Source organism: Dyadobacter sp. HNCC25DJ185 (genome assembly GCF_056895195.1).
This window is the reverse complement of the sequence record NZ_JBXHAR010000002.1, coordinates 596,347-617,769: the sequence shown is the minus strand read 5'-3', so window position 1 is coordinate 617,769 and position 21,423 is coordinate 596,347. Positions and strand designations below refer to the sequence as shown.

15 protein-coding genes are annotated in these 21,423 nt (G+C 45.5%); 7 read left to right on the top strand and 8 right to left on the bottom strand.

Translation table 11 applies throughout. The annotated features are described in order from the left end of the window. From AC1XUF_RS07850 to AC1XUF_RS07835, 4 genes are all read right to left on the bottom strand, one after another. Entirely contained in the window at nt 1–387 is a 387-nt protein-coding gene (locus tag AC1XUF_RS07850; RefSeq protein ID WP_483341128.1) for an ArsR/SmtB family transcription factor, read from the bottom strand. Nucleotides 388–491: 104 nt separating this feature from the next. Further along, a complete protein-coding gene (locus tag AC1XUF_RS07845) occupies nt 492–1,304 on the bottom strand; it encodes an NYN domain-containing protein (RefSeq protein WP_483341127.1) in 813 nt (270 codons plus the stop codon). Between the two features lie 10 nt (nt 1,305–1,314). After that, nucleotides 1,315–2,010, bottom strand: coding sequence for a class I SAM-dependent methyltransferase (locus AC1XUF_RS07840; protein WP_483341126.1), 696 nt, complete (start codon nt 2,008–2,010; stop codon nt 1,315–1,317). A gap of 98 nt (nt 2,011–2,108) precedes the next feature. Then, a complete protein-coding gene (locus AC1XUF_RS07835; protein ID WP_483341125.1) occupies nt 2,109–3,125 on the bottom strand; it encodes an SIMPL domain-containing protein in 1,017 nt (338 codons plus the stop codon). 475 nt (nt 3,126–3,600) lie between these two features. Here AC1XUF_RS07835 and AC1XUF_RS07830 point away from each other — a divergent pair, with 475 nt between their 5' ends. Both AC1XUF_RS07830 and AC1XUF_RS07825 read left to right on the top strand, forming a co-directional pair. After that, nucleotides 3,601–3,927, top strand: coding sequence for a PadR family transcriptional regulator (locus AC1XUF_RS07830; protein ID WP_483341124.1), 327 nt, complete (start codon nt 3,601–3,603; stop codon nt 3,925–3,927). After that, nucleotides 3,924–6,581: an ABC transporter permease gene (locus tag AC1XUF_RS07825; RefSeq protein ID WP_483341123.1), complete on the top strand. Its 2,658-nt coding sequence runs from the start codon at nt 3,924–3,926 to the stop codon at nt 6,579–6,581. The genes AC1XUF_RS07830 and AC1XUF_RS07825 overlap by 4 nt, the downstream gene beginning before the upstream one ends. Before the next feature lie 613 nt (nt 6,582–7,194). Here AC1XUF_RS07825 and AC1XUF_RS07820 read toward each other — a convergent pair. Beyond that, a complete protein-coding gene (locus AC1XUF_RS07820; protein ID WP_483341122.1) occupies nt 7,195–9,702 on the bottom strand; it encodes an HD domain-containing protein in 2,508 nt (835 codons plus the stop codon). 434 nt (nt 9,703–10,136) lie between these two features. On the opposite strand from AC1XUF_RS07820, the gene AC1XUF_RS07815 reads away from it, so the two are divergent. Continuing rightward, entirely contained in the window at nt 10,137–10,379 is a 243-nt protein-coding gene (locus AC1XUF_RS07815; protein ID WP_483341121.1) for a hypothetical protein, read from the top strand. Nucleotides 10,380–10,633: 254 nt separating this feature from the next. On the opposite strand, the gene AC1XUF_RS07810 is transcribed toward AC1XUF_RS07815, so the two are convergent. Beyond that, nucleotides 10,634–11,134: a VanZ family protein gene (locus AC1XUF_RS07810; protein WP_483341120.1), complete on the bottom strand. Its 501-nt coding sequence runs from the start codon at nt 11,132–11,134 to the stop codon at nt 10,634–10,636. Between the two features lie 204 nt (nt 11,135–11,338). On the opposite strand from AC1XUF_RS07810, the gene AC1XUF_RS07805 reads away from it, so the two are divergent. After that, nucleotides 11,339–11,983, top strand: coding sequence for a hypothetical protein (locus AC1XUF_RS07805; protein WP_483341119.1), 645 nt, complete (start codon nt 11,339–11,341; stop codon nt 11,981–11,983). Nucleotides 11,984–12,429: 446 nt separating this feature from the next. Here AC1XUF_RS07805 and AC1XUF_RS07800 read toward each other — a convergent pair whose 3' ends face one another. Further along, nucleotides 12,430–13,029 carry an alpha-ketoglutarate-dependent dioxygenase AlkB family protein gene (locus AC1XUF_RS07800; RefSeq protein WP_483341118.1) on the bottom strand — a complete coding sequence of 200 codons (600 nt, stop codon included), beginning with the start codon at nt 13,027–13,029 and terminating at the stop codon, nt 12,430–12,432. A gap of 14 nt (nt 13,030–13,043) precedes the next feature. Then, complete coding sequence (gene dinD / locus AC1XUF_RS07795) at nt 13,044–13,883, bottom strand: DNA damage-inducible protein D (RefSeq protein WP_483341117.1); 840 nt, start codon at nt 13,881–13,883, stop codon at nt 13,044–13,046. A 173-nt stretch (nt 13,884–14,056) separates the two neighbouring features. Here dinD and AC1XUF_RS07790 point away from each other — a divergent pair, with 173 nt between their 5' ends. The 3 genes from AC1XUF_RS07790 to AC1XUF_RS07780 all read left to right on the top strand — a co-directional run bounded on the left by AC1XUF_RS07790 (nt 14,057) and on the right by AC1XUF_RS07780 (nt 21,367). Further along, nucleotides 14,057–15,556, top strand: a complete 1,500-nt coding sequence (locus tag AC1XUF_RS07790; protein WP_483341116.1) for a Y-family DNA polymerase — start codon at nt 14,057–14,059, stop codon at nt 15,554–15,556. A 46-nt stretch (nt 15,557–15,602) separates the two neighbouring features. Then, nucleotides 15,603–18,854, top strand: coding sequence for an error-prone DNA polymerase (locus AC1XUF_RS07785; RefSeq protein ID WP_483341115.1), 3,252 nt, complete (start codon nt 15,603–15,605; stop codon nt 18,852–18,854). 389 nt (nt 18,855–19,243) lie between these two features. After that, nucleotides 19,244–21,367, top strand: a complete 2,124-nt coding sequence (locus AC1XUF_RS07780) for a metallophosphoesterase (protein WP_483341114.1) — start codon at nt 19,244–19,246, stop codon at nt 21,365–21,367. Nucleotides 21,368–21,423 lie beyond the last annotated feature (56 nt).

Genomic DNA, 21,423 nt, shown 5'->3' with positions numbered 1-21,423 from the left:
TTATTTGTTGTTTGATTGGTTGTTGTTTGATTGGTTGTTATTTGATGCTTCATTCGACGGATTATTGGCCTGGACCCTGCTGAGATAACTTCCCAGCGAATCCAGTTTTTCATTCCAGAACCGCTTGTACTGATCTACCCAGTTGGACACTTCGCTCAGTCCGTCCAATTTCGCTTCGCAAAATCTTTCGCGTCCTTCCTGTCGCACAACTACCATGCCGCACTCGGTCAGGATTTTGACATGCTGGGAAATCGCCGGTCGGCTGATCTGGAAATGATCTGCAATGGCATTCAGGTTCATCGACTTTTGCGCGATCAAGCCAATGATCTGCCGCCGGGTCGGGTCGGCGATGGCCTGGAAAACGTCCCTTCTTGCTTCGATCGGCATAATATGTAAGTGTTTGCTTACGCAATAATATATGTAAGCATTTACTTACGCAAATTATTTCGGAAATTTTTTATCGGACGTCGCCAAATCTCATCAGTCGCAGTTTAAGCCTTGGGGTCGCGAACCCGCTCCGGTTCGCGTTTGGGTTTCAGTTTGATCAAAGGATGATTTAACCCATTGACCTCATTGTTGACGATCTTGTATTTTGCCAGACTTTTAAGCAGCTGGGTCAGCGTCTTAAATCCATAAGTACGGGAATCGAAGCTGGGATCGATTTTGCGGAGCGAGGAGCCAAACTTTGAGATCAATGCTTCCTCTTCTTCATTGGTAGAAATTTCAAATGCCTTATCAATGACAGTCATGTCAATTTTAGGGAATTTTCTCTTTGCTTCCGGCTTTTTAGCTTCTTTCTGAATTTTCTCCTGCGGTGTAATATCGACCTTTTTGGCCTCCGGTTCTTCGATGGCCACGTCCAGTTCCGCGATCAGGTTCTCGCTGAATGTGAAAATTTCGCAGGAGTTCACAAAGGCAAGCGGCGTGGTTTTTCTGCCGATGCCCATTACAAAAAGTCCTTCTTCGCGTATCCTTTTTGCCAGTCCGGTATAGTCGCTGTCGCTCGATACAATGCAAAATCCATCGACGCTTTTGCTGTGGAGAATGTCCATGGCGTCGATAATGAGCGAGCTGTCCGTTGAGTTTTTGCCGGTGGTGTAGGAAAATTTCTGGATCGGACTAATGGAGTGATTGTTAACCGTTTCCTTCCAGCTGTTCATGTGCGAGCTGGTCCAATCGCCATAAATCCTTCTGATTGTGGCTTTTCCATATTTGGAAACTTCCTCCAACATTTCTTTCATGAATTTGGCCTGCGCATTGTCGCCGTCGATCAATACTGCAATGTTGAATTTGGTTTCGCTCATTTGGTTCACATTAGTTAAGTTTGGTGGCAATCCAGCCGCCGAATATAAGAGATTGAGTAAATAAATGCGGTTTTCCAAACCCGGCTTCATCCAGCAACTCTGACAGCCTTTCCTGCGAAATCGGATAAAGTGATTTTCTAATGTGCTCGATGCCGCCTTCAACCAGCTGCGGTTCAAATCCTTTGCCCAACAAAAGAGCTTTTAGCAAGGTAAGGTTATAATTAAATGCTTCTCCCGCACCGAATATGTCCACAAAAACGAGCTGAGCATCTTTCTTTAATCGCAGCGCAATGTTTTTAAGCAAATGCAATTTCGAGCCGTCGTCCGGAAGGAAGTGAAAAACCAATATGGAAAGCGCCGCATCCCACTTTTCCCCCGCCGGTAGCTCGTCGATCAGGCCGGTGATCAGTTCATAATTACTGCTGGCATAAGAGGCTTGTAATCGGGTCTCGGCCTGCGCCATCATATCGGGCGACGGATCTACTCCGGTAATCTTCCATGAACCGGTAAATTGAAGCAGGTTTACAATTTCTTCACCAGTACCGCTGCCCACGACCAGTACTTTTTTCTCCTCGCCAACTCCGAGATGATACCCAAGCAAAGAAGGCAGAAGACCTTGAATGGAATCGTATGCAGGACACCAGATCCGGATGGATTGGTCATAGGTTTGTGCCCTGGGGCCTTCAAAAATTTCGACTGTTTTCATGCAATTTCAGGTTACCTGGCAGGCTGGTCTATTTTGGCTGACAAGGTAAGGCGTTTTGCAGGAAATCGCAGAAAAGCGTTTAAATTCTGTTGTCCATATCATTTTAAAATTAACTTCTTGCTCTCGCCAGCAGGCGTAATGACATAATACCTGCTAACTGGCTTAATGTGATACATGACGTCGAGCTGATATGTAACCTGGATCATCGGCTCCAATACAACCGGGTTCATGACGACATTGAAATCCTCATCAGTGATTGCCTTGTAATATTGGGAAACCGACTTCACGGCTTCGGTGAGGCTGCCTTTCTTGCCCGGTTTTGGAGAAGTTCTTGCAAATGCCTGATAGCCGGAATAGCGCGTTTCGGGCAAAACCACGTAAAAGTCTTCGGCAATGGTTTTTCGGAGTGTATCGAGCCGCAAATTCAGATTTTCAAAAGATTTTACCCTGTTTTTAAGATCCAGAAAGCATTTTATGCGCAGGCTATCTTTGAAGCTTTCCAATCTTGAATTAAAACAATCCACTTTCACAAGGTCGTAGATTTCCGACTGTGCGGCTTTTGTGACCATTTCATCAAGCTCCGAAGACTCTTTATACCGGACACTCAGGTTTTTCTGCATTTCAAAACCCGCCGGGATTTCATTGTAGTTTTTGCTGAAAATCCGGTTTTCCGTTTCAAAGCCATATTTCGGTACAAACGAGATCATGTCCGTGCTGATCGCATCTGACGCGATGTCCAGGCCTCTCAAATTTATTTTGAACCTGTCAATGCGCTCGCGCATGAGTCTGTCTGTGGTCTCCGGATTTTCGCCGGCTTGTATGATACTGAACGTAGCAACGTATGTGTCAGGCAATACGTTGATCAATCCTTTGACCGAAACTACAACCGTGCTGTCAGTGAGATCGGGACTGTTACGATGAAACCGGTCATTATACCGCGGTGGGGTACTTTTGGCATAAATACTGTTTCCGGCCGATTCCGCCACGTTGTATTGGGCATTGCCCATGACCTGCGCTTCGACATTTGTTTGAAATAGAGTAAACGTTACCACGAGTGCAATTGCAAATTTCTTCATGTTGATCAGGATAAATGTGATCAACATATTCGCCAGCATCTTTCAGTTTTGCACAAGAAAATTATCCACCGGCAATCTGTTTTTTCCAGCGGAGCTATTTACTTCCGGACCACAATTCAGACTGGATGCGATGCTCCGATTCTCCCGGCGCAATAAGATTACAGACCCCATCCGGAAGTGTTTCGATATCCATATCGTCACCTGTCCAGGATGGAGAAGTTGTCCACTTTCGAAGGTATTTTAATCCATTTACCATCCTCCCATCCCAGTACCGTCAGTTTTTCCAGGTGAGGTAAAAACGCAGCATCACAAATCGGTTTCTTTTTTGCGCGGGCACGACTGCAATCCTAATCAGCGTGCGGATGTCCGGTAACTTGATTGCACCGTCCATTTCTGAACGCCAGCAAAATGAATACAATGCGTTAATTCGCTGGTCAAGAATAGGTTATCATGTACTTTTTACCCTGGCACGCCATTTGTTTAGCAAATATCAAGAAAATACATTCCAACAAATATGGGAAGATCCTACCTGGGCGAATTCGAAGAACTAGTTCTCCTCGCAGTCACCGTACTCAACACCGGGGCTTACGGCGTGAGCATTGCCGAAGAGCTCCGCCAGCGCGCCAACCGCACCATCAGCCTCAGCGCCGTGCACATTGCATTGTACCGGCTGGAAGAAAAAGGCTACGTCACTTCCGAAATGGGCGGGGCGACATTGAGCAGGGGAGGGCGGAGGAAACGGCTTTTCAGCGTCACCACAGCCGGGCGCGAAATGCTGGCTGAGATCCAGGAAGTGCGTAACCAGTTTTGGAATGCAATCGTAACTCCCGCCCAATCATGAAAAACGAAAACCATATGGCGCCGCCGCGCTGGGCAGATCAATTGTTCAAAATGTTATGTCCGCCCGAACTGTTTGAAGAGCTGCAAGGGGATATGCAGGAGCAGTTTGAACTGGATGTAAAAAAGTCGGGTGAGTTTGCTGCCAGCCGGACTTATGCATGGGAAGCGATCAAATTTGCAAAACCTTATTTTTTGAAAAAACGCATTGCAAGCCTTTTTAAACCAAGGCCAAAGCCGAAGAAAAGTCCGTACCATTATTCCAGCCCGAAATCATTAAGCCCAGCCATGATACAAAACTATCTCACCGTTGCCCGGCGGACGCTTTCCCGTCACAAATCCTACACGATCACCAATGTGCTTGGCCTCGTACTCGGCATGAGCTGCGGGATATTGATCTTTTCGCTGATCAATTATCATTTGGGTTTCGATCAATTCCATTCAAAAGCCGATCGCATTTACCGCGTGACTTCCGAGCTGCACAATGAGACCGTCATCAAATATGGCAGTGTGCCGCAACCCATCGGTGCCGCCTTGCGCGAGGATTATTCATTTGTGGAAAAAGTGTCGATGCTCATCAATTTCGGCGGAAACATTTCATTTCCATCCCGGAAAGACAATGCGAAGTTCAGTGACGGTGTGGCCTATACGGAGCCTGACTTTTTCCAGATCATGGATTTCCCGTTTGTCGCAGGCGATCCGAAAACCGCACTTTCCCAGCCCAATACGGCCGTCATCACAGAGGAGCTGGCCGCAAAATATTTTCCTGGCGAAAATGCCATCGGCAAAAGTTTCCGGCTCGATAACAAAACCGATTTCACCGTCACCGGCATCCTCAAAAACCTGCCCGAAAACACCGATATCCGCCACGAAATATACCTTTCCTACGCCAGCATCAGCCAGACGCAACCCTGGCTCAACACCTGGGGCGGCATTTTAAGCACCACCCAGGCATTCGTTCTGCTGAAACCCGGTACCGATCCCGCCAAAGCCGACAAAGCGCTGGCAGGCATTTCCACCAAATATTACAACGCGAAAGATGCCGAAACTTTCAAATTTCATTTGCAACCATTTTCCGAAATGCACATGGATGAGGAATTCGACGCCTCCGTGTCCAAAAGTCAGCTTATTGCGCTCTCGCTCATCGGCATTTTCCTGATTATCACGGCCTGCGTCAACTTCATCAACCTCGCCACCGCCCAGGCGTTGGGACGGAGTAAAGAAATCGGCGTCCGCAAAGTAATGGGTAGCCGGAAAGGCCAGCTTTTCTGGCAGTTCATCACCGAAACGGCCCTTATCACGCTCATAGCCTTCATTTTCGCCATCGGGCTGTCGTACCTTGCCTTGCCATACATGAATGAAACGCTTTCGACCCGCGTCTCGCTCGACCTGCTGAAAGACGTCAGCCACCCCATCTTCATCGCCTGCCTCCTCGTGGTGGTTATCTTCATTTCGGGTTCCTATCCGGGACTGGTACTGGCGGGTTTTCAGCCCATTATGGCGCTGAAAGGAAAGCTGACACAAAACCAGGTCGGGGGTTTGTCCGTTCGTAAAGGATTGATCGTCACTCAATTCGCCATTTCACAAACGCTCCTGATCGGTACCATCGTCGTCACCAGCCAGATGCGGTTCAACAGCGAGGCCGATATGGGTTTCAAAAAAGACGCCATTGTGGTGCTGCCGGTGCCAGAAACCACCGTGGCTAAGCAAAGCGCCATGCGCGCGCGGTTTTCGCAATTGCCGGAAGTCGAGAAAATCACGTTTCTGAATGTCCCGCCGGCATCGCCGCAGAATAATCTGGATACCGGCATCCGGTATGCGGGGAGGCCTGAGGATGAGAAATTCAATATTTTTTACAAAACCGGCGACCCGGAATACTTGTCCACATTCGGGCTAAAACTGGTGGCGGGCCGCAATCTGGCACAATCAGACACCACGCGGGAATATCTGCTGAACGAGACGGCCGTCAAAAAACTTGGCGTCGAACCGGAAGAAGCGATCGGGAAGAATGTGAACATCAATCACCGTAATGGTACCATCGTCGGTGTCATGAAAGACTTCCATAATGCCTCGTTCCGCCAGAAGATTGACCCTGTGTGCCTTACCACCCGGGCCGATAACTATTCCCAATGTGCTCTCAAAATCAGCGGCCGCAACCTGCCCGCGACACTCGCTTCCATCGAAAAAGCGTGGAATGAAACCAACCCCGAGTACATTTACAATTACCAGTTCCTGGACGAGCACCTGCAGCATTTTTACGAAACCGACCAGCTCATGCTGCAACTCATGTGGCTCTTCGCCGCCATCGCAATCTTCATCGGCTGCCTCGGCCTGTACGGTCTCATTTCGTTCATGGCCGCCCAAAAAACCAAAGAAATCGGAGTCCGCAAAACCCTCGGCGCCGGCGTCGGCAGCATTGTATGGCTTTTCGGCCGCCAATTCGCCCAGCTGCTGGTGATTGCCTTTGTCATTGCTGCGCCTATTGGCTGGTGGCTGATGGAAAAGTATTTGGCTGATTTTCAATATCATATTGATCTCAATGCTACCATTTTTGTGGCAGCGATTGGGATTACTTTTTTGATTGCGATTGTGACGGTGGGGTATCGGTCGGTTAAGGCGGCGTTGATGAATCCTGTGAAGGCGTTGAGGTCGGAGTAGGGGATTGGCTTGAAGCTATCTGGCATTTTTATTTGTCAACCTGAGCGGAGTCGAAGGTCGCTACTGGCTCGGCACTATGCCTTTTGCATTGTGCTTCTGCACTTCGACTGCGCTCAGTGTGACAATGGTCAGTTCAGATGCTACACCTCACTTTGTTGGTTCAAATGTCGTATTGGTGACACTATATGCAAGCCTGCATGATCGAGTAAATTTTTACTTCGCTAAATAGGGCAGTAATTATTGGAGTGCCCAGCGTTATTCATAGTGAAATTTATGCGACGATATTATTGTTTCTTCGCTTTTAACTAGTGCCTTTCGCCCCAAGAGTGCTCAATTTATAAGAGAAGTAAAAAAAAATGGAGGACATTCTCGGTGCCGAAACCCCAAATTTCGACCCCGAGAATGCGGATGTTAATTTTTCTAAACAAAGTAGTACATTCCTGTTACTAATTAAAATCTGATTTTGCAAATTTCTTTACCTTTGAAATTTTATTCAAAGGATGGATTATATCATTCAACTTTTGAAGTGCGGTTTTCTGGATTTCTTGTTGTGCCAACTCATATAAGTATTCAAAGGTAGATTTTAAGATTTTTTTGTTCTCCGGACTGCCGCTTATTTTGGTAATATATATTGAATAAAGTGGTGGTTGTAATTAAAATATATATCCTCATCATCATAATAGGTATTCATTGATGATTCCTTGTATTTCCATATATGAACTACTAGATGATTGCAATTTATAGCACTGAATTTAAAGTATTTTTTATCCAATAGTCTGCGCAGCGCGTCAATATCAGATAAATATTTTTCCGGTAAATCTTCTGATGTAAATGCTTTATAAAATTTCCCATGTTCAAAAACCACATGGTCATTGTATTTTAAAAAAGTAGTAAAAATTGTGCTGAGACTGCTAAAATGGCCAACATATTCTAATTCATTTGCCATGATGATGTTTCGGTTTAGTCTTTTTGGCAACTCCTCTTCTTCATTGGACATCAAAATGAACTCGGAAAACTTATTTGGTAAATCAATTAATTTGTAAACATCACCAGTGTACCAATTTTGAACTCTTACGAAATTCAGAATAAGATTAATTTGCTCAGGTAAGAAATCTTCAGAGTATACAGTTAGGTAGTTATTTAAGAAATTATCTGATATATCAAGAAATTCGCTATCTACTTTACATCTTGTATTTATTTCTGAAAATATATTATTCAAAATTTTGAATTCAAATTTTTGAATGAACCGAGAAATTTGATCTTCGTCAGAGAATTCGTTTCTATCAATATTTATTTTTATTTTTTTCTTTAAATTTATATCTCCAATCAAAAGGTTTAAAGAGCTCGAATTATACTTGTTAACAAATACTCCTTTTTGGGATACTGAGATTTGACTGAATGGGTGTCGATGATTTACTGTTCTAAACTGCTCACTATCAAAAGTAGATGTATGGTATTTAAACGGTTCAGAATAATTGTTCGCAATAATTAATCCACAAACTCCTTCCAAATCGTCGTCATCTATTTTTGCAGTGAAAAGTTGAAGGTCATTTTCGATTCGCTTATTTTGTAGTTTTAATCTTTCTTTTATTTCGAACTTGGCATCAATTTCGAAGGGTAAAAATTCTATTACACTTTTATTCGATTCGTCACTAATACTAATGGGGATTTCGATGTGATTAAATACGTTTCTAACATAAGTTTCGACTTTTTGGAAAGTGATTTCTTCCAACAAATCTTTTTTAATGTACATTGTAATGGTCGTGCCCGCCTCCGTTCGATAAGTTTTGTCGTAAAAATGAAAGTAACTTTTTGGGTCTTTGTCAAATCGAAACTTTAATGCGTCACTTTTGGACGTTTTAGTTTCAATGTCTATGTATTCACTTAAAAGAAAATACGAAAATACTCCTACTCCGAATTGGCCAATTGCCTCAAATTGAGTTTTGATCCTTTCTTGTTCGTAGAAACTGCTTGCAAGTCTGCCAAAAAAATTCTCAATGATAAATTCATCCATTCCAGCTCCGTTATCTTCGATCTGAATATACTCGGGAGTTAAGTAAATTGATAGTTTCGCAGAATAACCTTCAATTATAGTTTTTTTATACCGGCATGAATCAATCGCATTTTGAATTGCCTCACGCAAAGATGTCATTCTATTTTTATATAAATCTTCACCTATGAATGCCGTGACTACATTTTGTACGTCAAATGAGAATCGGATACCTTTTGGGTGAAAGCCAGCAAAAATGTAATTTACCTTTACAAGACCATAGGAGAATTTATACTGTTTGTTGCTCGAATATGGGATGGATCTTATCACTTTTTGACAACTGTTGATGACTTTTTGAATTTTTTCAAATTGATCTTGTAATGCTGCATAGATATTTTGGTCTGAACATTCAACTTTAAAAATTATATTTCCATCCAAATAATTTCGCTGCGAGGTTGCAATATGTTTGGACCATTCCCTTATACTAACCTCGTTGTTTGGCATGTAGTATTTTGTTAACAGTCTCGGTGTTCTGGAATTTGTTACGTCTAACTCATCGGCAATTCTTAGAATACATGCAAGATATGGCAGACAAACAAATTCCTTTCCACTTTTTACAAAGTGTCTGGGTTCGTATACTTCGAAGTTGCTTAGGTCGACCTTTCTGTGTCCTTCTGCTACGAGGCCAATGGCCTTTGCATATTGTTTATTTGGAATTTTGAGTAGCTCCCATTCTTTTAAAATAAATTGATTACTTAATTGATGATGGATGTCCCTTAAATATTCTTGATTTGTCAGGTTTGGGTGTGATTCCTTATAAGCAATCAATTCTTGGGATTCAGTTATGTCTTTAATTTTATCCTCAGGAATACACATTCCGATGTCATGTAGGATGCATGCCATTGACAATATGTATATTTCATCTGCGTCTAGTACCTCGATTTCTTCATCGGAAATAAGCTCGGCGGCAATTTTGAAGACTTCTAACGTGTGACTTACGGAATGATCTGTATAGTCAGGGAAATTTGCGGAATATTTCCCTAAAAGTAGATTGACTTCTAGTTTCGTCTCTTCGAATTTGGCGAACAGACCCGGATCAGTGTTTGCTAGGTGTTTTTCTAAGAAATTCATTAGTTATCTGACTTTGTTATAGAGGATATTGAGTTGAGGGGATAATTTACTAAGATTTTCGGATAGCCGATGTTGTGGAATTAGAATATTGCTGTTAAATCTTTGGCTTTCGAGATTTGTTCTTTTAAGATTTTCTAGTAGGAAGACTATATATTTATAAATGGCGTCGGTTCTGGCAAATACTTTTTAAATGGCCAAATCATGTAGAAGCTTTGCACCTGCGCCCATATCTCATTTTAACCCCAAATTTGCATTTCTCCAAATTTCTTCTGAACCTTCAAGCTCCTAATCAAATGTAACTTATGAAGAATCTTGCAAGAAATGCCCTGTTATGGTGGGGGTCGGCGAAAGCTCCCCGAGCGGTGTTACATCTGCTAGGACACCTGTAGACAGGGCGCCTCAGTTTAATTTTTATCCTAAAAAAATGTAACGCAATGCAAACACAACCAAATTCCGACGAATCTGAGGATTCGAAGCTCCTGGCTTATGGCCGGGAAGTCGCAGAGCTGCTCAGCCAGAGCCACGCCGCCAGCTGGATTAATGACCTTTGGGACATTTACACGGGCTACATGGTGGCGCAGCGGGAGCTGGGTTACAACCACCGCGCCGCCGACATTTTCACGTCGTTCAAAGAGCTGGTGTTTTTCTTCCAGCGGATTGAGGCGATGAAAAAGTAAGGCGAGCAGCCGCTCAGATTCAGCAACAAAGCCAGACAATCCTAGCGGTTGTCTGGCTTTGCTGTAATTTGGGATGTGGCTTTTGGTTTCGGTGCGCTGCACCTTGGGTTGGTTTGGAGACTCGTTAATTTCTACAAGTCTTGCGGTGCTCTGCACCTGTCATTTAATCCGTTCAATGGCATGATTTAGGCGCAGAGCGCCGTAACACTTGTAGCCGGAAGGTAGAAAATGGCAATTTGTAAGTCCCTATGTCGTCACCGCAGAATGATAAATATGAAGCGCACGAAGAGGAAAATGAGGAGCAGGAGTATGCCGATGGCGATAATTGCGCGGTCTAATTTTTTGTCGGAAACATATTTATTGATCCAATCATAGAGTTGGAGTCCGAGAAATCCGCCTAAGGTATTTGTGATTAAGTCTGTTATATCGGTTGCTCCGATGGCGAATATGTGTTGTAGAATTTCTGCTATTAAGCTGAATGCGAGGATAAAAGCCAGCTTCGGCAAAAATCCGGCTTTCTTAAAATTGGCGCTCAGTAACAAGCCAAATGGGATGAAGATCAAACAATTCATGATCATTTCTCCATAGTTAATGCGTCCGTCTACAATGGAAGGAGCGGCAAACGGGATCAAATTGAGGCTTCTTTGCTGATCCTGGAATAGTAGCGGAAGGTTGAGTTTTAGTTTGAAAAGCACCAGCCAGACCAGGGCGGCTATGTATAAAACCAGCAAGCCAACGGATAACTTTTTTGTCATAATGCGCTTATTAGCAAGTGGATTTTTCAAGATAATAATTCGAGATGGCGACTTTTGATTTCTTTCAATTCCCTGATTCTTAATAACGTGGTATTCGGACAGCTACAATTAGCGTTCCCGCGCGGTTCTTAGTTGAGAAAAGCTTAATATTACGACGTACCTACCGCGGATTCGCCGCCTATCTGGCTGAATAATCAATAAACTATGAAAAAAAACTTACTACTCGCATTCGTAATGTTCTTGTCTTACAATTCATTGGCTCAGGAAACACAGCCAATGCCTGACAGTTTCTTACCCGGCAAAATGCTGTCCGTCAACATGGGCGCAAGTAAAGCAGGTTCTGGTGATAGGTACGGACTGGCTTTGGGTGTCGAATATGAGAAAATGTTCCGCCCGAAATTGTCGTGGTCTTCGGAATTAGGAATGACGATCCACGACGGCTCAGATTTGTTACTCGTGACATGGGATGATGGGAGAAAGGAAGATTTGTCTTATCGCCACACCACGGCAGGCGCTCAGCTTGCGGGGAAATTGGGCTATCATTTCTTGCGATCGAAAAACATTGATGCAGGTTTGAAACTGGGCGGTTTGGTGCGTTATCAGTCCTCGTCAACCGCCAATGATCGCGAAGTCCTATTTCCGATCCTCACCGGTTATCCACTACCGCTGACAATTCTCCGCAACACAGAACCTCAGCGGACCGTGGCAGTAGGAGGGATGTTGCAGCTTTTTGGGAGATATACTTTTGGGAAAGATTTGGTAGCGGGTATTGTTGCCGGTTTTCAGGCTGATTCTAAGGGCGATGTGTTTTTTCCGACGGTGTCGGTGAGTATTGGCAAGCGGTTTTGATGGAGTTTGCTGATTGATTTGCTAAAAGAGCCAGAGGCTCGACAGATTTGCTAACTACGGATTTCAATCCGTAGAGCCTAGCCGCTTGCTCGCATCCGCCTGACCGTAGTAGCTGACTCTTACCGCTTGATCCTCATTACTTGACCCTATCCGCTGGATACTCACTACTTTGTCCTTATTGATTTATCCGCGCCACTTGCCCCTCCACCGTTTGGGACTTGTCCGTTAGTCCGTACCAACGCACATCAAAGCGGCGGGCCTACTACTCTTGTACCCCGGGTTGAAACCCGGGGTTAGGATGTCGGTCGAGCCTCTGGCTCTTTTTACTATGCAAAACTTAGCGCTAAAAGAAACATCTCAAAAAACCTTGCGCAACTATAAAGTTGCGTTTATATTATGCAATCATAACGTTGCGAATGAGCGAGACAGAATGCCTATTTATCACATCAATACAAAATCTTCCTAAAAGTCAGATTAATTCTCGCCTTCATCGGTTTTGCAGACTTCGCAATCCGGTGCTCCCAATATTTCTGCAAATCCCCCTTCATCAAAAGCAGCGATCCATTCCCCAGTTCCAGCGAATATTGCTGCCGATGATTTTCCTTATTCCTGAAATCAAAATTCCTGGGCTGGCCGAAACTGACGGAGGCGATTTCAGTTTTAAGACCGACGATGGTGTCTTTGTCGCTATGCCAGGCTACCGAATCATTGCCATCGCGGTAATAATTGAGCAGTACGCCATTGAATTTGATGCCCGTAAAATCCTCCACTTTCGATTTAATTTCCAGCAACTCTTTGGTCCAAGCGATCGGCGCCCGCGGATCACCATCACGAATCGTACAGTCTCCAAACCAGGCGGTTAGCCTGGGTGTGAGCACTTCCCTTTCATACATCATGACCTTACTTTGCTGAAATGTAACAGTTTTCAGAAAAGTATCCAGATATCGCTCGCTGTCAGCAGCATTGAAGAACTCCGGCTCATAAGTCATCAAATGTTGCGGCAACAAAATATGCGGTCGATCATCAAATAATTTCAACTGTTCCATTTCTCACGATTCTTTCATTTTAATTTCTTTCCGGTTCTTTTCGGCTCTTTTGTGGCAAGCCTTTTTATACTTTTTTCGCTGGGAAGATTTTCCGGCATAGTACCTCCCAACTCCTGAATGGTTTGCCGAACTTTTTGGCCCACTTCAACATGTGTTTTGTTCGCTTGCTGCTTCCCTGTAATGTTTTCTCTTCTCAGTTTGTCGTCGGTTTGAGTAGTGCGGAACAAATTGGCAGCCAATTCAGAACTGCCCATGTGGTCGAGGATATGCTGATTTTTTTTGAGATTTTTTCTTTCATGAATTGCTTTTGCATCCAATCCACTATATAAACCCATGTAGCCGTGGTTTTGAAAAACAGCATAATCGATCGGTTCCACAACACCCGCAGTTCTCGCTGAGTCGGCTAAGAGCAGATTATGCCGGGCGACTTCGCCTCTTAGAAAAATGCGTTTTTCATCATCATCGGGCAGGTTTTGGTACTCCTCCATTTGCCTGAGCTCCTGCAAACGGGTTTGAATAGCGAAATAGGTTTGGCCCAGGGCAACCACTTCCTTTGATGGGTCGGCATTTTGCACGATGAGATAACAAGCGTAGCGTGAAAGCCTCACATTATCACTTTTCCGTTTTGCCCCCTTTCCTAGTTCGATCATTTCGAGCATATCCTCGAAATGATCCGAAACGCTGGAATCGCTGTTTTTGCAAGCTTCTTTCGCTCTTTCGATGGCGGATTTGAAATGTCGGTACTCCGTGTATTCCAGGATTTTTGCCAGTTCACGGGCACTCCAAAATTCGTTTCCGTACGCATCGGTTTTTCTGATTTCTTCGAACAGGGAACGCTTCTGATTTGTATTCATGACCAAAAAGTTTAAGTGTGTTGAAAGAATATTTGTCTGTAACAAAATTGAAAAAAGGCTTGGATATAAACAAGCGAATTGATATTATTGTAATCAAATTTAAGATATTTAAAGTATCAATAAATATATAAATGATTGTTTTATAGATAGTTGTATTTACTAATTGCCCAGCAATGTCGCAGCGCTTCGCAAACATATGGTTCAAACATTTAATCACGGATTGGGTTGTGATCGAGCGTCCCGGACTTGCCGGTAGGCAGTTTGTGCTGGCTGCGCCGGAGCATGGGCGTATGGTTGTGAAGGCTACCAGCGCAGAGGCTCTTGTAAATGGTATTGATGTAGGAATGGCAGTGGCGGACGCAAGGGCGCTGTTCCCTGCACTGGAAGTAATCGATGATAAGCCAGGCAAGGCAGAGGAGCTGTTGAACGGGTTGGCGGAATGGTGCATACGTTATACACCTGTTGTCGCTGTGGATATGCCCGATAGCCTTATCCTTGACATTACCGGATGCGCACATCTATGGGGTGGGGAGCGGGCTTACCTGAAAGAGATTGTTGCCAGGCTCAGGGAAATCGGATATGATGTCAGTGCGGCTATTGCCGATACCATCGGCGCAGCCTGGGCGGTTTCGCATTATGGTCAGCATAAGCGCATTATCCGGCCGGATGCGCAGGCAGAAGCATTATTGCCTTTGCCTCCTGCCGCATTGCGTCTAGAGCCGCCGGTCCTGGAACGGATGCAGAAACTAGGATTTTATCAGATCCGGATTTTTATCGATATGCCGAGGTCGGTGCTGAGAAGGCGCTTTGGCCAGCCGCTTTTGGACCGGATGGACCAGGCTCTGGGGCATGCGATCGAGATTATTCAGCCGGTACAGCCAGTAGTACCCTATCAGGAAAGGCTGCCTTGTATGGAGCCGATTGTAACGGCTACGGGTATCCGGATTGCGTTGAGAAAGCTTTTGGAAATTTTGTGCAGCCGGTTGGTAAAAGAGGAAAAGGGGATCAGGATGGCCATTTTTAAAGGAATGCGGGTTGATGGAAAAACAGAGCAGATCGATATTGTCACAAACCGTGCTTCTCATCACATCGAGCATTTGTTCAAGCTGTTCGAATTGAAGATAGCCACTATGGAGCCCGATTTGGGGATGGAGCTTTTTGTTTTGGAAGCGCCTGTTGTAGAGGATGTTGATCCTGTTCAGGAGACGCTTTGGAACATGACAGGGAACGCCGACAATGCAAGCTTGATGGAACTGCTCGACAGGCTTGCCGGAAGGGCGGGATTGCAGTCGATACATCGCTATTTGCCCGATGAGCATCACTGGCCCGAACGCTCGGTTAAAATTGCAGGGTCTTTAAAAGAAAAGCCGGATACGATTTGGCGTACGGACAGACCAAGGCCCATGCATTTATTGCGTCATCCCCAACCTATCTCTGCCACTTCTCCGGTACCTGATTATCCCCCCATGAATTTTGTGTATCAAAACCAGGTACATGTAGTCAGAAGGGCCGACGGGCCGGAGCGGATCGAGCGGGAATGGTGGCTGGAACAAGGCCTTCACCGGGATTATTACTGCGTAGAAGATCAATCCGGTGCCAGATATTGGATTTTCCGTCTGGGGCACTACGACGAGCGCAATTCAAAATGGTTTTTACATGGGTTTTTTAGTTGATAAATGGATAAGTCTTTAAGGCCCGTAATCCAAATCCCAGCCAAAGATGAATTACACCGAACTGCAGGTAACGACCAATTTCAGCTTTCTCCGCGGAGGATCGCATCCCGAGGAACTGGTGCATCAGGCATTGGAATTCGGGTATAAAAAAATTGCCATTACCGACCGGAACACGCTGGCGGGCATTGTCCGGGGCCATGCTGCCGCCAAGGGAAAAGACATCCGAATTATCCCTGCCTGTAGGCTGGACCTGCTGGACGGGCCAAGTTTGCTGGCATATCCTACTACGCAACAGGCTTATTCGCAGCTTTCTGCATTGCTAACCGAGGGTAATCTTCGGACTGAAAAGGGCAAGTGTGATTTATATAAGTCGGATGTTTACCGCTATGCAAAAGGCATGAAACTGATGGTGGTGCCTCCCGCTGCATTGAACACACATTTTGATTTTGAACCGGGTTTTAAAAATGCCCTAAGGGAATACAAATGGGCATTTGGAAAGGATATTTACATGGCCGCTGCTCGTTCTTATCAGGGCGATGACACCAAAAGACTGTACCGCATTTCTCAACTGGCGGAGCAGCTGGATATTCCGATGGTTGCTACCAATGATGTATACTACCACAATCCTGGCCGCCGTGAATTGCAGGATATCCTGACCTGCATCCGTGAGAAATGTACGATTTACAATGCAGGTTTCCGGCTTTACCAGAATGGGGAGAGGTTTCTGAAAGAAAAGGACGAAATGCTGCGACTTTTCCGCCATTATCCCGATGCGGTACATCGTACGCAGGAAATTGCGGAGGCCTGCCAGTTTTCCCTTAACGAATTAAAATACATTTACCCCGAAGAAATTACCAGCGGGGAACGCACGCCCCTGGAAGAGCTGAAAGCCCTTACCTGGAAAGGTGCGAAAGAACGATATCCAGACGGAGTACCCGAGAAAGTCAGATCTGCCATTGAGTACGAAATGAAATTCATTGAGGAAATGGCATATGCACCTTATTTTCTTACCGTGTATGACATTGTGCGTTTTGCAAAAGAGCAAAAGATCCTTTGCCAGGGCCGTGGTTCGGCAGCCAACTCAACGGTTTGCTATTGTTTGGGAATAACGTCTGTCGATCCAATCGAAATAGACCTGCTTTTTGAACGCTTCATTTCCTCTGCACGCAATGAGCCGCCGGATATTGATGTAGATTTTGAGCATGAGCGCCGGGAAGAGGTGATCCAATATATTTATCAAAAGTATGGGCGCGACCGGGCGGGCATTGTGGCAACCGTTACCCAAGTGCATCAGCGCGGCGCGATCCGCGACGTGGCCAAAGTAATGGGCATGTCCCTGGATGCGATTAACCGGCTTTCCAATTCGATCTGGGAATTTACGGATGAATGGTTTGAAGGAAAGCGGGTGGCAGAGCAAGGTTTTAATCCCAATGATCCGCATTTAATCAAAATCCTTGATCTGACCCGGCAATACGTAGGCTTCCCCCGTCAGTTAGGGCAGCATACCGGCGGCTTCGTAATCACGCAAGGCAAATTATCCGACTTATGCCCCATCCTCAATGCACGAATGGTGGACAGGACCTGCATTGAATGGAACAAAGATGACATTGATACACTGGGTTTCCTGAAAATCGATGTGCTGGCGCTGGGGATGCTGACCTGTATCCGGAAAGCATTTGACCTTGCCAAAAAACATTATGACAAAGACTATACACTGGCTAATATACCTCAGAAGAGAGACGATGTTTACGATATGATCTGCAATGCGGATACCATCGGTGTTTTCCAGATCGAAAGCCGGGCGCAGCAATCGATGCTGCCACGTTTGAGGCCGCGCTGTTTTTACGATCTGGTGATAGAGGTGGCCATTGTGCGCCCAGGGCCCATTCAGGGGGATATGGTGCACCCTTATTTAAGACGGAGAAATGATGAGGAGACCGTTGAATATCCCACGGAGGAATTAAAAGAAATATTGATAAAAACATTGGGTGTGCCGCTTTTTCAGGAGCAGGCGATGAAAATTGCAATCGTAGCTGCCGGTTTCACACCTACCGAGGCAGACGAACTCCGGCGCAGTATGGCTACTTTCAAATCAAAGGGTGTTGTGAAGGCTTTGGAGCAGAAATTGATTCAGGGGATGGTTAAGAATAATTATACGGAGGAATTTGCCCAGCGCATTTTCAAGCAACTGGAAGGATTTGGCAGTTATGGTTTCCCGGAAAGCCATGCTGCCAGTTTTGCATTGCTGGTGTATGTTTCCTGTTACCTCAAATGTGTATATCCCGATGTTTTCGCCACCGCTTTGCTGAACAGCATGCCTATGGGTTTCTACCAGCCCGCACAGATTATCATTGATGCCAGAAAACATGGCGTGGAAGTAAGGCCGGTGGATATTAACTATTCGGATTGGGATAATCTTCTGGAAGAAAAGAAATTGGAGGTAAAGAAAGATGAGAAGAATTATTGCCCGATCAGGCTGGGTTTCAGGCAGGTAAAAGGTTTGAGGGAGGATGACATGCAATTGCTGATGGCAGCAAGACAAAAGCCGTTCACCAACATACATAGCTTGCGTGATGCAGGGGTTCCGCAAGCCGCACTGGAAAAACTGGCCGATGCGGATGCATTCAGGTCAATCGGTCTGGATAGGAGAGAAGCACTTTGGGAAGTATCGGCTTTGAATGACCGGCCCATCGGTTTATTCGAAGGGCATGCGTCGGAAAGCTCCATGGAGGCTGCCGTGAATTTGCCACAAATGACGCTTTCAGAGCATGTGGTGCAGGATTATACCTCCACTTCGTTGTCACTGAAAGCGCATCCCGTGAGTTTTGTGCGGGAGAAATTGTCATTACTCAAAGTTTTTTCAACCAAAGAACTGGACCAGATCGGCAATGCAAGAATGGTCAAAGTGGCCGGGTTAGTGTTGGTCCGTCAGCGGCCAGGGACTGCCGGCGGTGTCTGTTTCATTACCATTGAAGATGAAACAGGCTGTGCGAACCTGGTTGTTTTTCAAAAGCTATTTGAACAATACCGGAAGGAAATCCTGCGGGCAAGGCTGCTGATGGTAGAAGGAAAGCTGCAGCGCGAAGGTGACGTAACCCATGTGATTGTCCAGAAATGCTATGATTTGTCGGTTTTACTCCGAAAGCTCACAGCAACGGAAGAACCAAACCCGGATATCCTGACCCTCTCGCGCGCAGACGAAAAGGATGAATATGTTTCCCAGGCAATCAACAAAAGAACGCAGGTCAGGAAAGATGTTCAGACGGAAATCTTTCCTTCCGGCCGGAATTTCAGGTAATGTACTATCCCTAATTACTCGCAATCTGCGCCAGTTCATACTGCTCTTCAGTCCCGATTCCCAGATCGTATTGTTGAGGGACGCTGTCTGCCGGGCGGCGCAGGAATTGGGCTGGATGTGCCTAATCAAACCCTTTCGCATTTGCCGCTCCGACTTTCAGCAAGGGAAACGAGCGATATGATTGAATTTTTAGAGAGACTGACTGATGATAGCTGGTTTCAAACAGGTTTGGCTATTCAAATCAATATGTTATTTATTTCTTATTGTAAGCCCAAACATTGTTTTGCCGTTTGATCAATAGATATGTCTTTTAGTACATTCATTTTTTGAAATGTCCGAACTTTTTTCATCTTGAGTACAAGATTTAATGAAGGTTCAATTTGCTGACAATGAGAAAGTTGAATTTCTGGTTATACCTCTTTTTGTGTGCAGGGAGCAGCTTTGAGGGGGAGGGGCGTGCGGTAAGCCCTGATTTCAAACACCAACTGATACCCAGCGTGATCCGCGGCCCTTATCTGCAATCGGCTTCTGCTACGAGCATGGTAATCCGCTGGCGTACCGACGAACCGACAGACAGTCAGGTGAAATTTGGCAGCTCTCCGGGCGACTTAAATAAGGCGGTGACGGACAATTCGCTCGTCACGGAACACGAAATCAAGCTCATTGGTTTAACTGCAAAAACGAGGTATTTCTATTCTGTTGGCACTTCTGCGGCTATTTTAGAAGGCGGTGCAGATCATTATTTTGAAACAACCCCTTTGCCTGGATCCACGGGCAAATACAGGATTGCAGCTTTTGGCGATTGTGGCAATAACTCGGTTAACCAGATCAATGTAAGGGACCACCTGGGTGCGTACCTTGGGAGTAACTACCTCGACGCCTGGATATTATTGGGAGATAATGCTTATAATGCAGGCACGGACGCCGAATACCAATCTAACTTTTTCAATGTTTACAAGGACAGCTTTCTGAAGAATAGCCCATTGTACCCGTCTCCCGGAAATCACGATTATGCTGATAACGCTGTCAAGCAGGACAATCATCAGGTGCCCTACTATGATATTTTCACCATGCCAAAACAGGGCGAATCTGGTGGCGTTCCTTCCGGCACAGAGGCTTATTATTCCTTTGATTATGGAAATATACATTTTCTGTCGCTGGATTCTTATGGCCGGGAGGATAATGCGACAAGACTTTACGATACGCTTGGAAAGCAGGTGACCTGGATCAAACAAGATCTTGCCGCAAATGCAAATAAGGATTGGATCGTTGCTTACTGGCATCATCCTCCATACACAAAGGGGTCGCATGATTCGGATATGGAGCAGGAATTGGTGAAGATCAGGGAAAACTTTCTTCGCATACTGGAACGCAACGGGGTTGACCTGATACTCTGCGGGCACAGTCACGACTACGAACGCTCCAAACTGATGAAAGGTCACTATGGTCTGGAAAACTCGTTCGATCCGGCCGTCCATGATTTGAGCACATCCACAGGCAGGTACGACGGTAGCGTCGATTCCTGTCCATACATTAAAAGTCCATCGAAGGCACAAGGGACGGTATATGTCGTTGCAGGATCGGCCGGTCAGCTTGGTGGTACCAAGGCAGGTTACCCTCACGATGCCCTGCCGATCGCAGATGCGACGCACGGCGGTGTGATTTTGCTTGAAGTGGAAGCAAACAGGCTGGATGCTCAATGGATTGGTGCCGACGGTATAATCAGGGACCAGTTTACAATGGAAAAAAATGTAGGGCAGAAAACAACTGTTAATCTCGTGTCTGGAAAAAGTGTGGCCTTGAACGCTTCTTTCATCGGAAATTACAGTTGGAATACGGGCGGCTCAACCCGTTCTGTGACCGTGTCTCCCATTGTTGATACCCAATACATTGTCAAGGATGGGCTCGATTGCGTCAGCGATACTTTTGATGTAAAAGTCAGCCCGGCGCTTCCGGTGAAGCTGATCTCTTTCAATGGCCTCGCCGACGAGAATAACCATATTAATTTGAACTGGAGTACCGTATTTGAGGCAAACGCGTACAAATTCATCCTCGAGCGCTTCCTGGCAGGAAAAGGTTTCGAAGAGATCGCGGAGATCGAAGCCGTAGGTAATTCGGCAGAAACCCGGCGTTACAGCTGGTTGGACAAGCTGACAATTGATGGGAAGGAAAATACACTTTATTACAGGTTGAAAGAGGTCGATCAGGATGGGAGCTACTCTTACTCTAGGGTAATCGCTGTGAAGCTGAATTCAACATGGCCCGCGTTTGATATCAGGATATTGCCCAATCCCTCCTCTGGAAATGAAGTTACGGTTGAATTAGCGGCTGGAAAAAACGTTACCGGAGAACTGCTGGTTTACGATATCTCCGGTAATCGGGTACTGGCTGAACAAATTACCTTAGCAGGCCGTAGGAGGGTCGTCTTTCCGGGGATGCTCCCCAAGGGAACTTACCTCCTCAAAATCATATCGGAGTCGCATACCATCACGAAAAGGTTTGTAATCCAGTAGGAGAGCACCGAACAAAATTTCTATGTCTCCCGGTAAATCATTTGTGGGAAGATCAT

Excerpts from the sequence above, each read along its gene's own strand:
- AC1XUF_RS07780 (WP_483341114.1), top strand. The coding sequence starts at position 19,244 with ATGAGAAAGTTGAATTTCTGGTTATACCTCTTTTTGTGTGCAGGGAGC.
- AC1XUF_RS07835 (WP_483341125.1), bottom strand. The coding sequence starts at position 3,125 with ATGCTGGCGAATATGTTGATCACATTTATCCTGATCAACATGAAGAAA.
- AC1XUF_RS07790 (WP_483341116.1), top strand. The coding sequence starts at position 14,057 with ATGTCGCAGCGCTTCGCAAACATATGGTTCAAACATTTAATCACGGAT.
- AC1XUF_RS07830 (WP_483341124.1), top strand. The coding sequence starts at position 3,601 with ATGGGAAGATCCTACCTGGGCGAATTCGAAGAACTAGTTCTCCTCGCA.
- AC1XUF_RS07825 (WP_483341123.1), top strand. The coding sequence starts at position 3,924 with ATGAAAAACGAAAACCATATGGCGCCGCCGCGCTGGGCAGATCAATTG.
- AC1XUF_RS07820 (WP_483341122.1), bottom strand. The coding sequence starts at position 9,702 with ATGAATTTCTTAGAAAAACACCTAGCAAACACTGATCCGGGTCTGTTC.
- AC1XUF_RS07850 (WP_483341128.1), bottom strand. The coding sequence starts at position 387 with ATGCCGATCGAAGCAAGAAGGGACGTTTTCCAGGCCATCGCCGACCCG.
- dinD (WP_483341117.1), bottom strand. The coding sequence starts at position 13,883 with ATGAATACAAATCAGAAGCGTTCCCTGTTCGAAGAAATCAGAAAAACC.
- AC1XUF_RS07785 (WP_483341115.1), top strand. The coding sequence starts at position 15,603 with ATGAATTACACCGAACTGCAGGTAACGACCAATTTCAGCTTTCTCCGC.
- AC1XUF_RS07845 (WP_483341127.1), bottom strand. The coding sequence starts at position 1,304 with ATGAGCGAAACCAAATTCAACATTGCAGTATTGATCGACGGCGACAAT.
- AC1XUF_RS07815 (WP_483341121.1), top strand. The coding sequence starts at position 10,137 with ATGCAAACACAACCAAATTCCGACGAATCTGAGGATTCGAAGCTCCTG.
- AC1XUF_RS07810 (WP_483341120.1), bottom strand. The coding sequence starts at position 11,134 with ATGACAAAAAAGTTATCCGTTGGCTTGCTGGTTTTATACATAGCCGCC.
- AC1XUF_RS07800 (WP_483341118.1), bottom strand. The coding sequence starts at position 13,029 with ATGGAACAGTTGAAATTATTTGATGATCGACCGCATATTTTGTTGCCG.
- AC1XUF_RS07805 (WP_483341119.1), top strand. The coding sequence starts at position 11,339 with ATGAAAAAAAACTTACTACTCGCATTCGTAATGTTCTTGTCTTACAAT.
- AC1XUF_RS07840 (WP_483341126.1), bottom strand. The coding sequence starts at position 2,010 with ATGAAAACAGTCGAAATTTTTGAAGGCCCCAGGGCACAAACCTATGAC.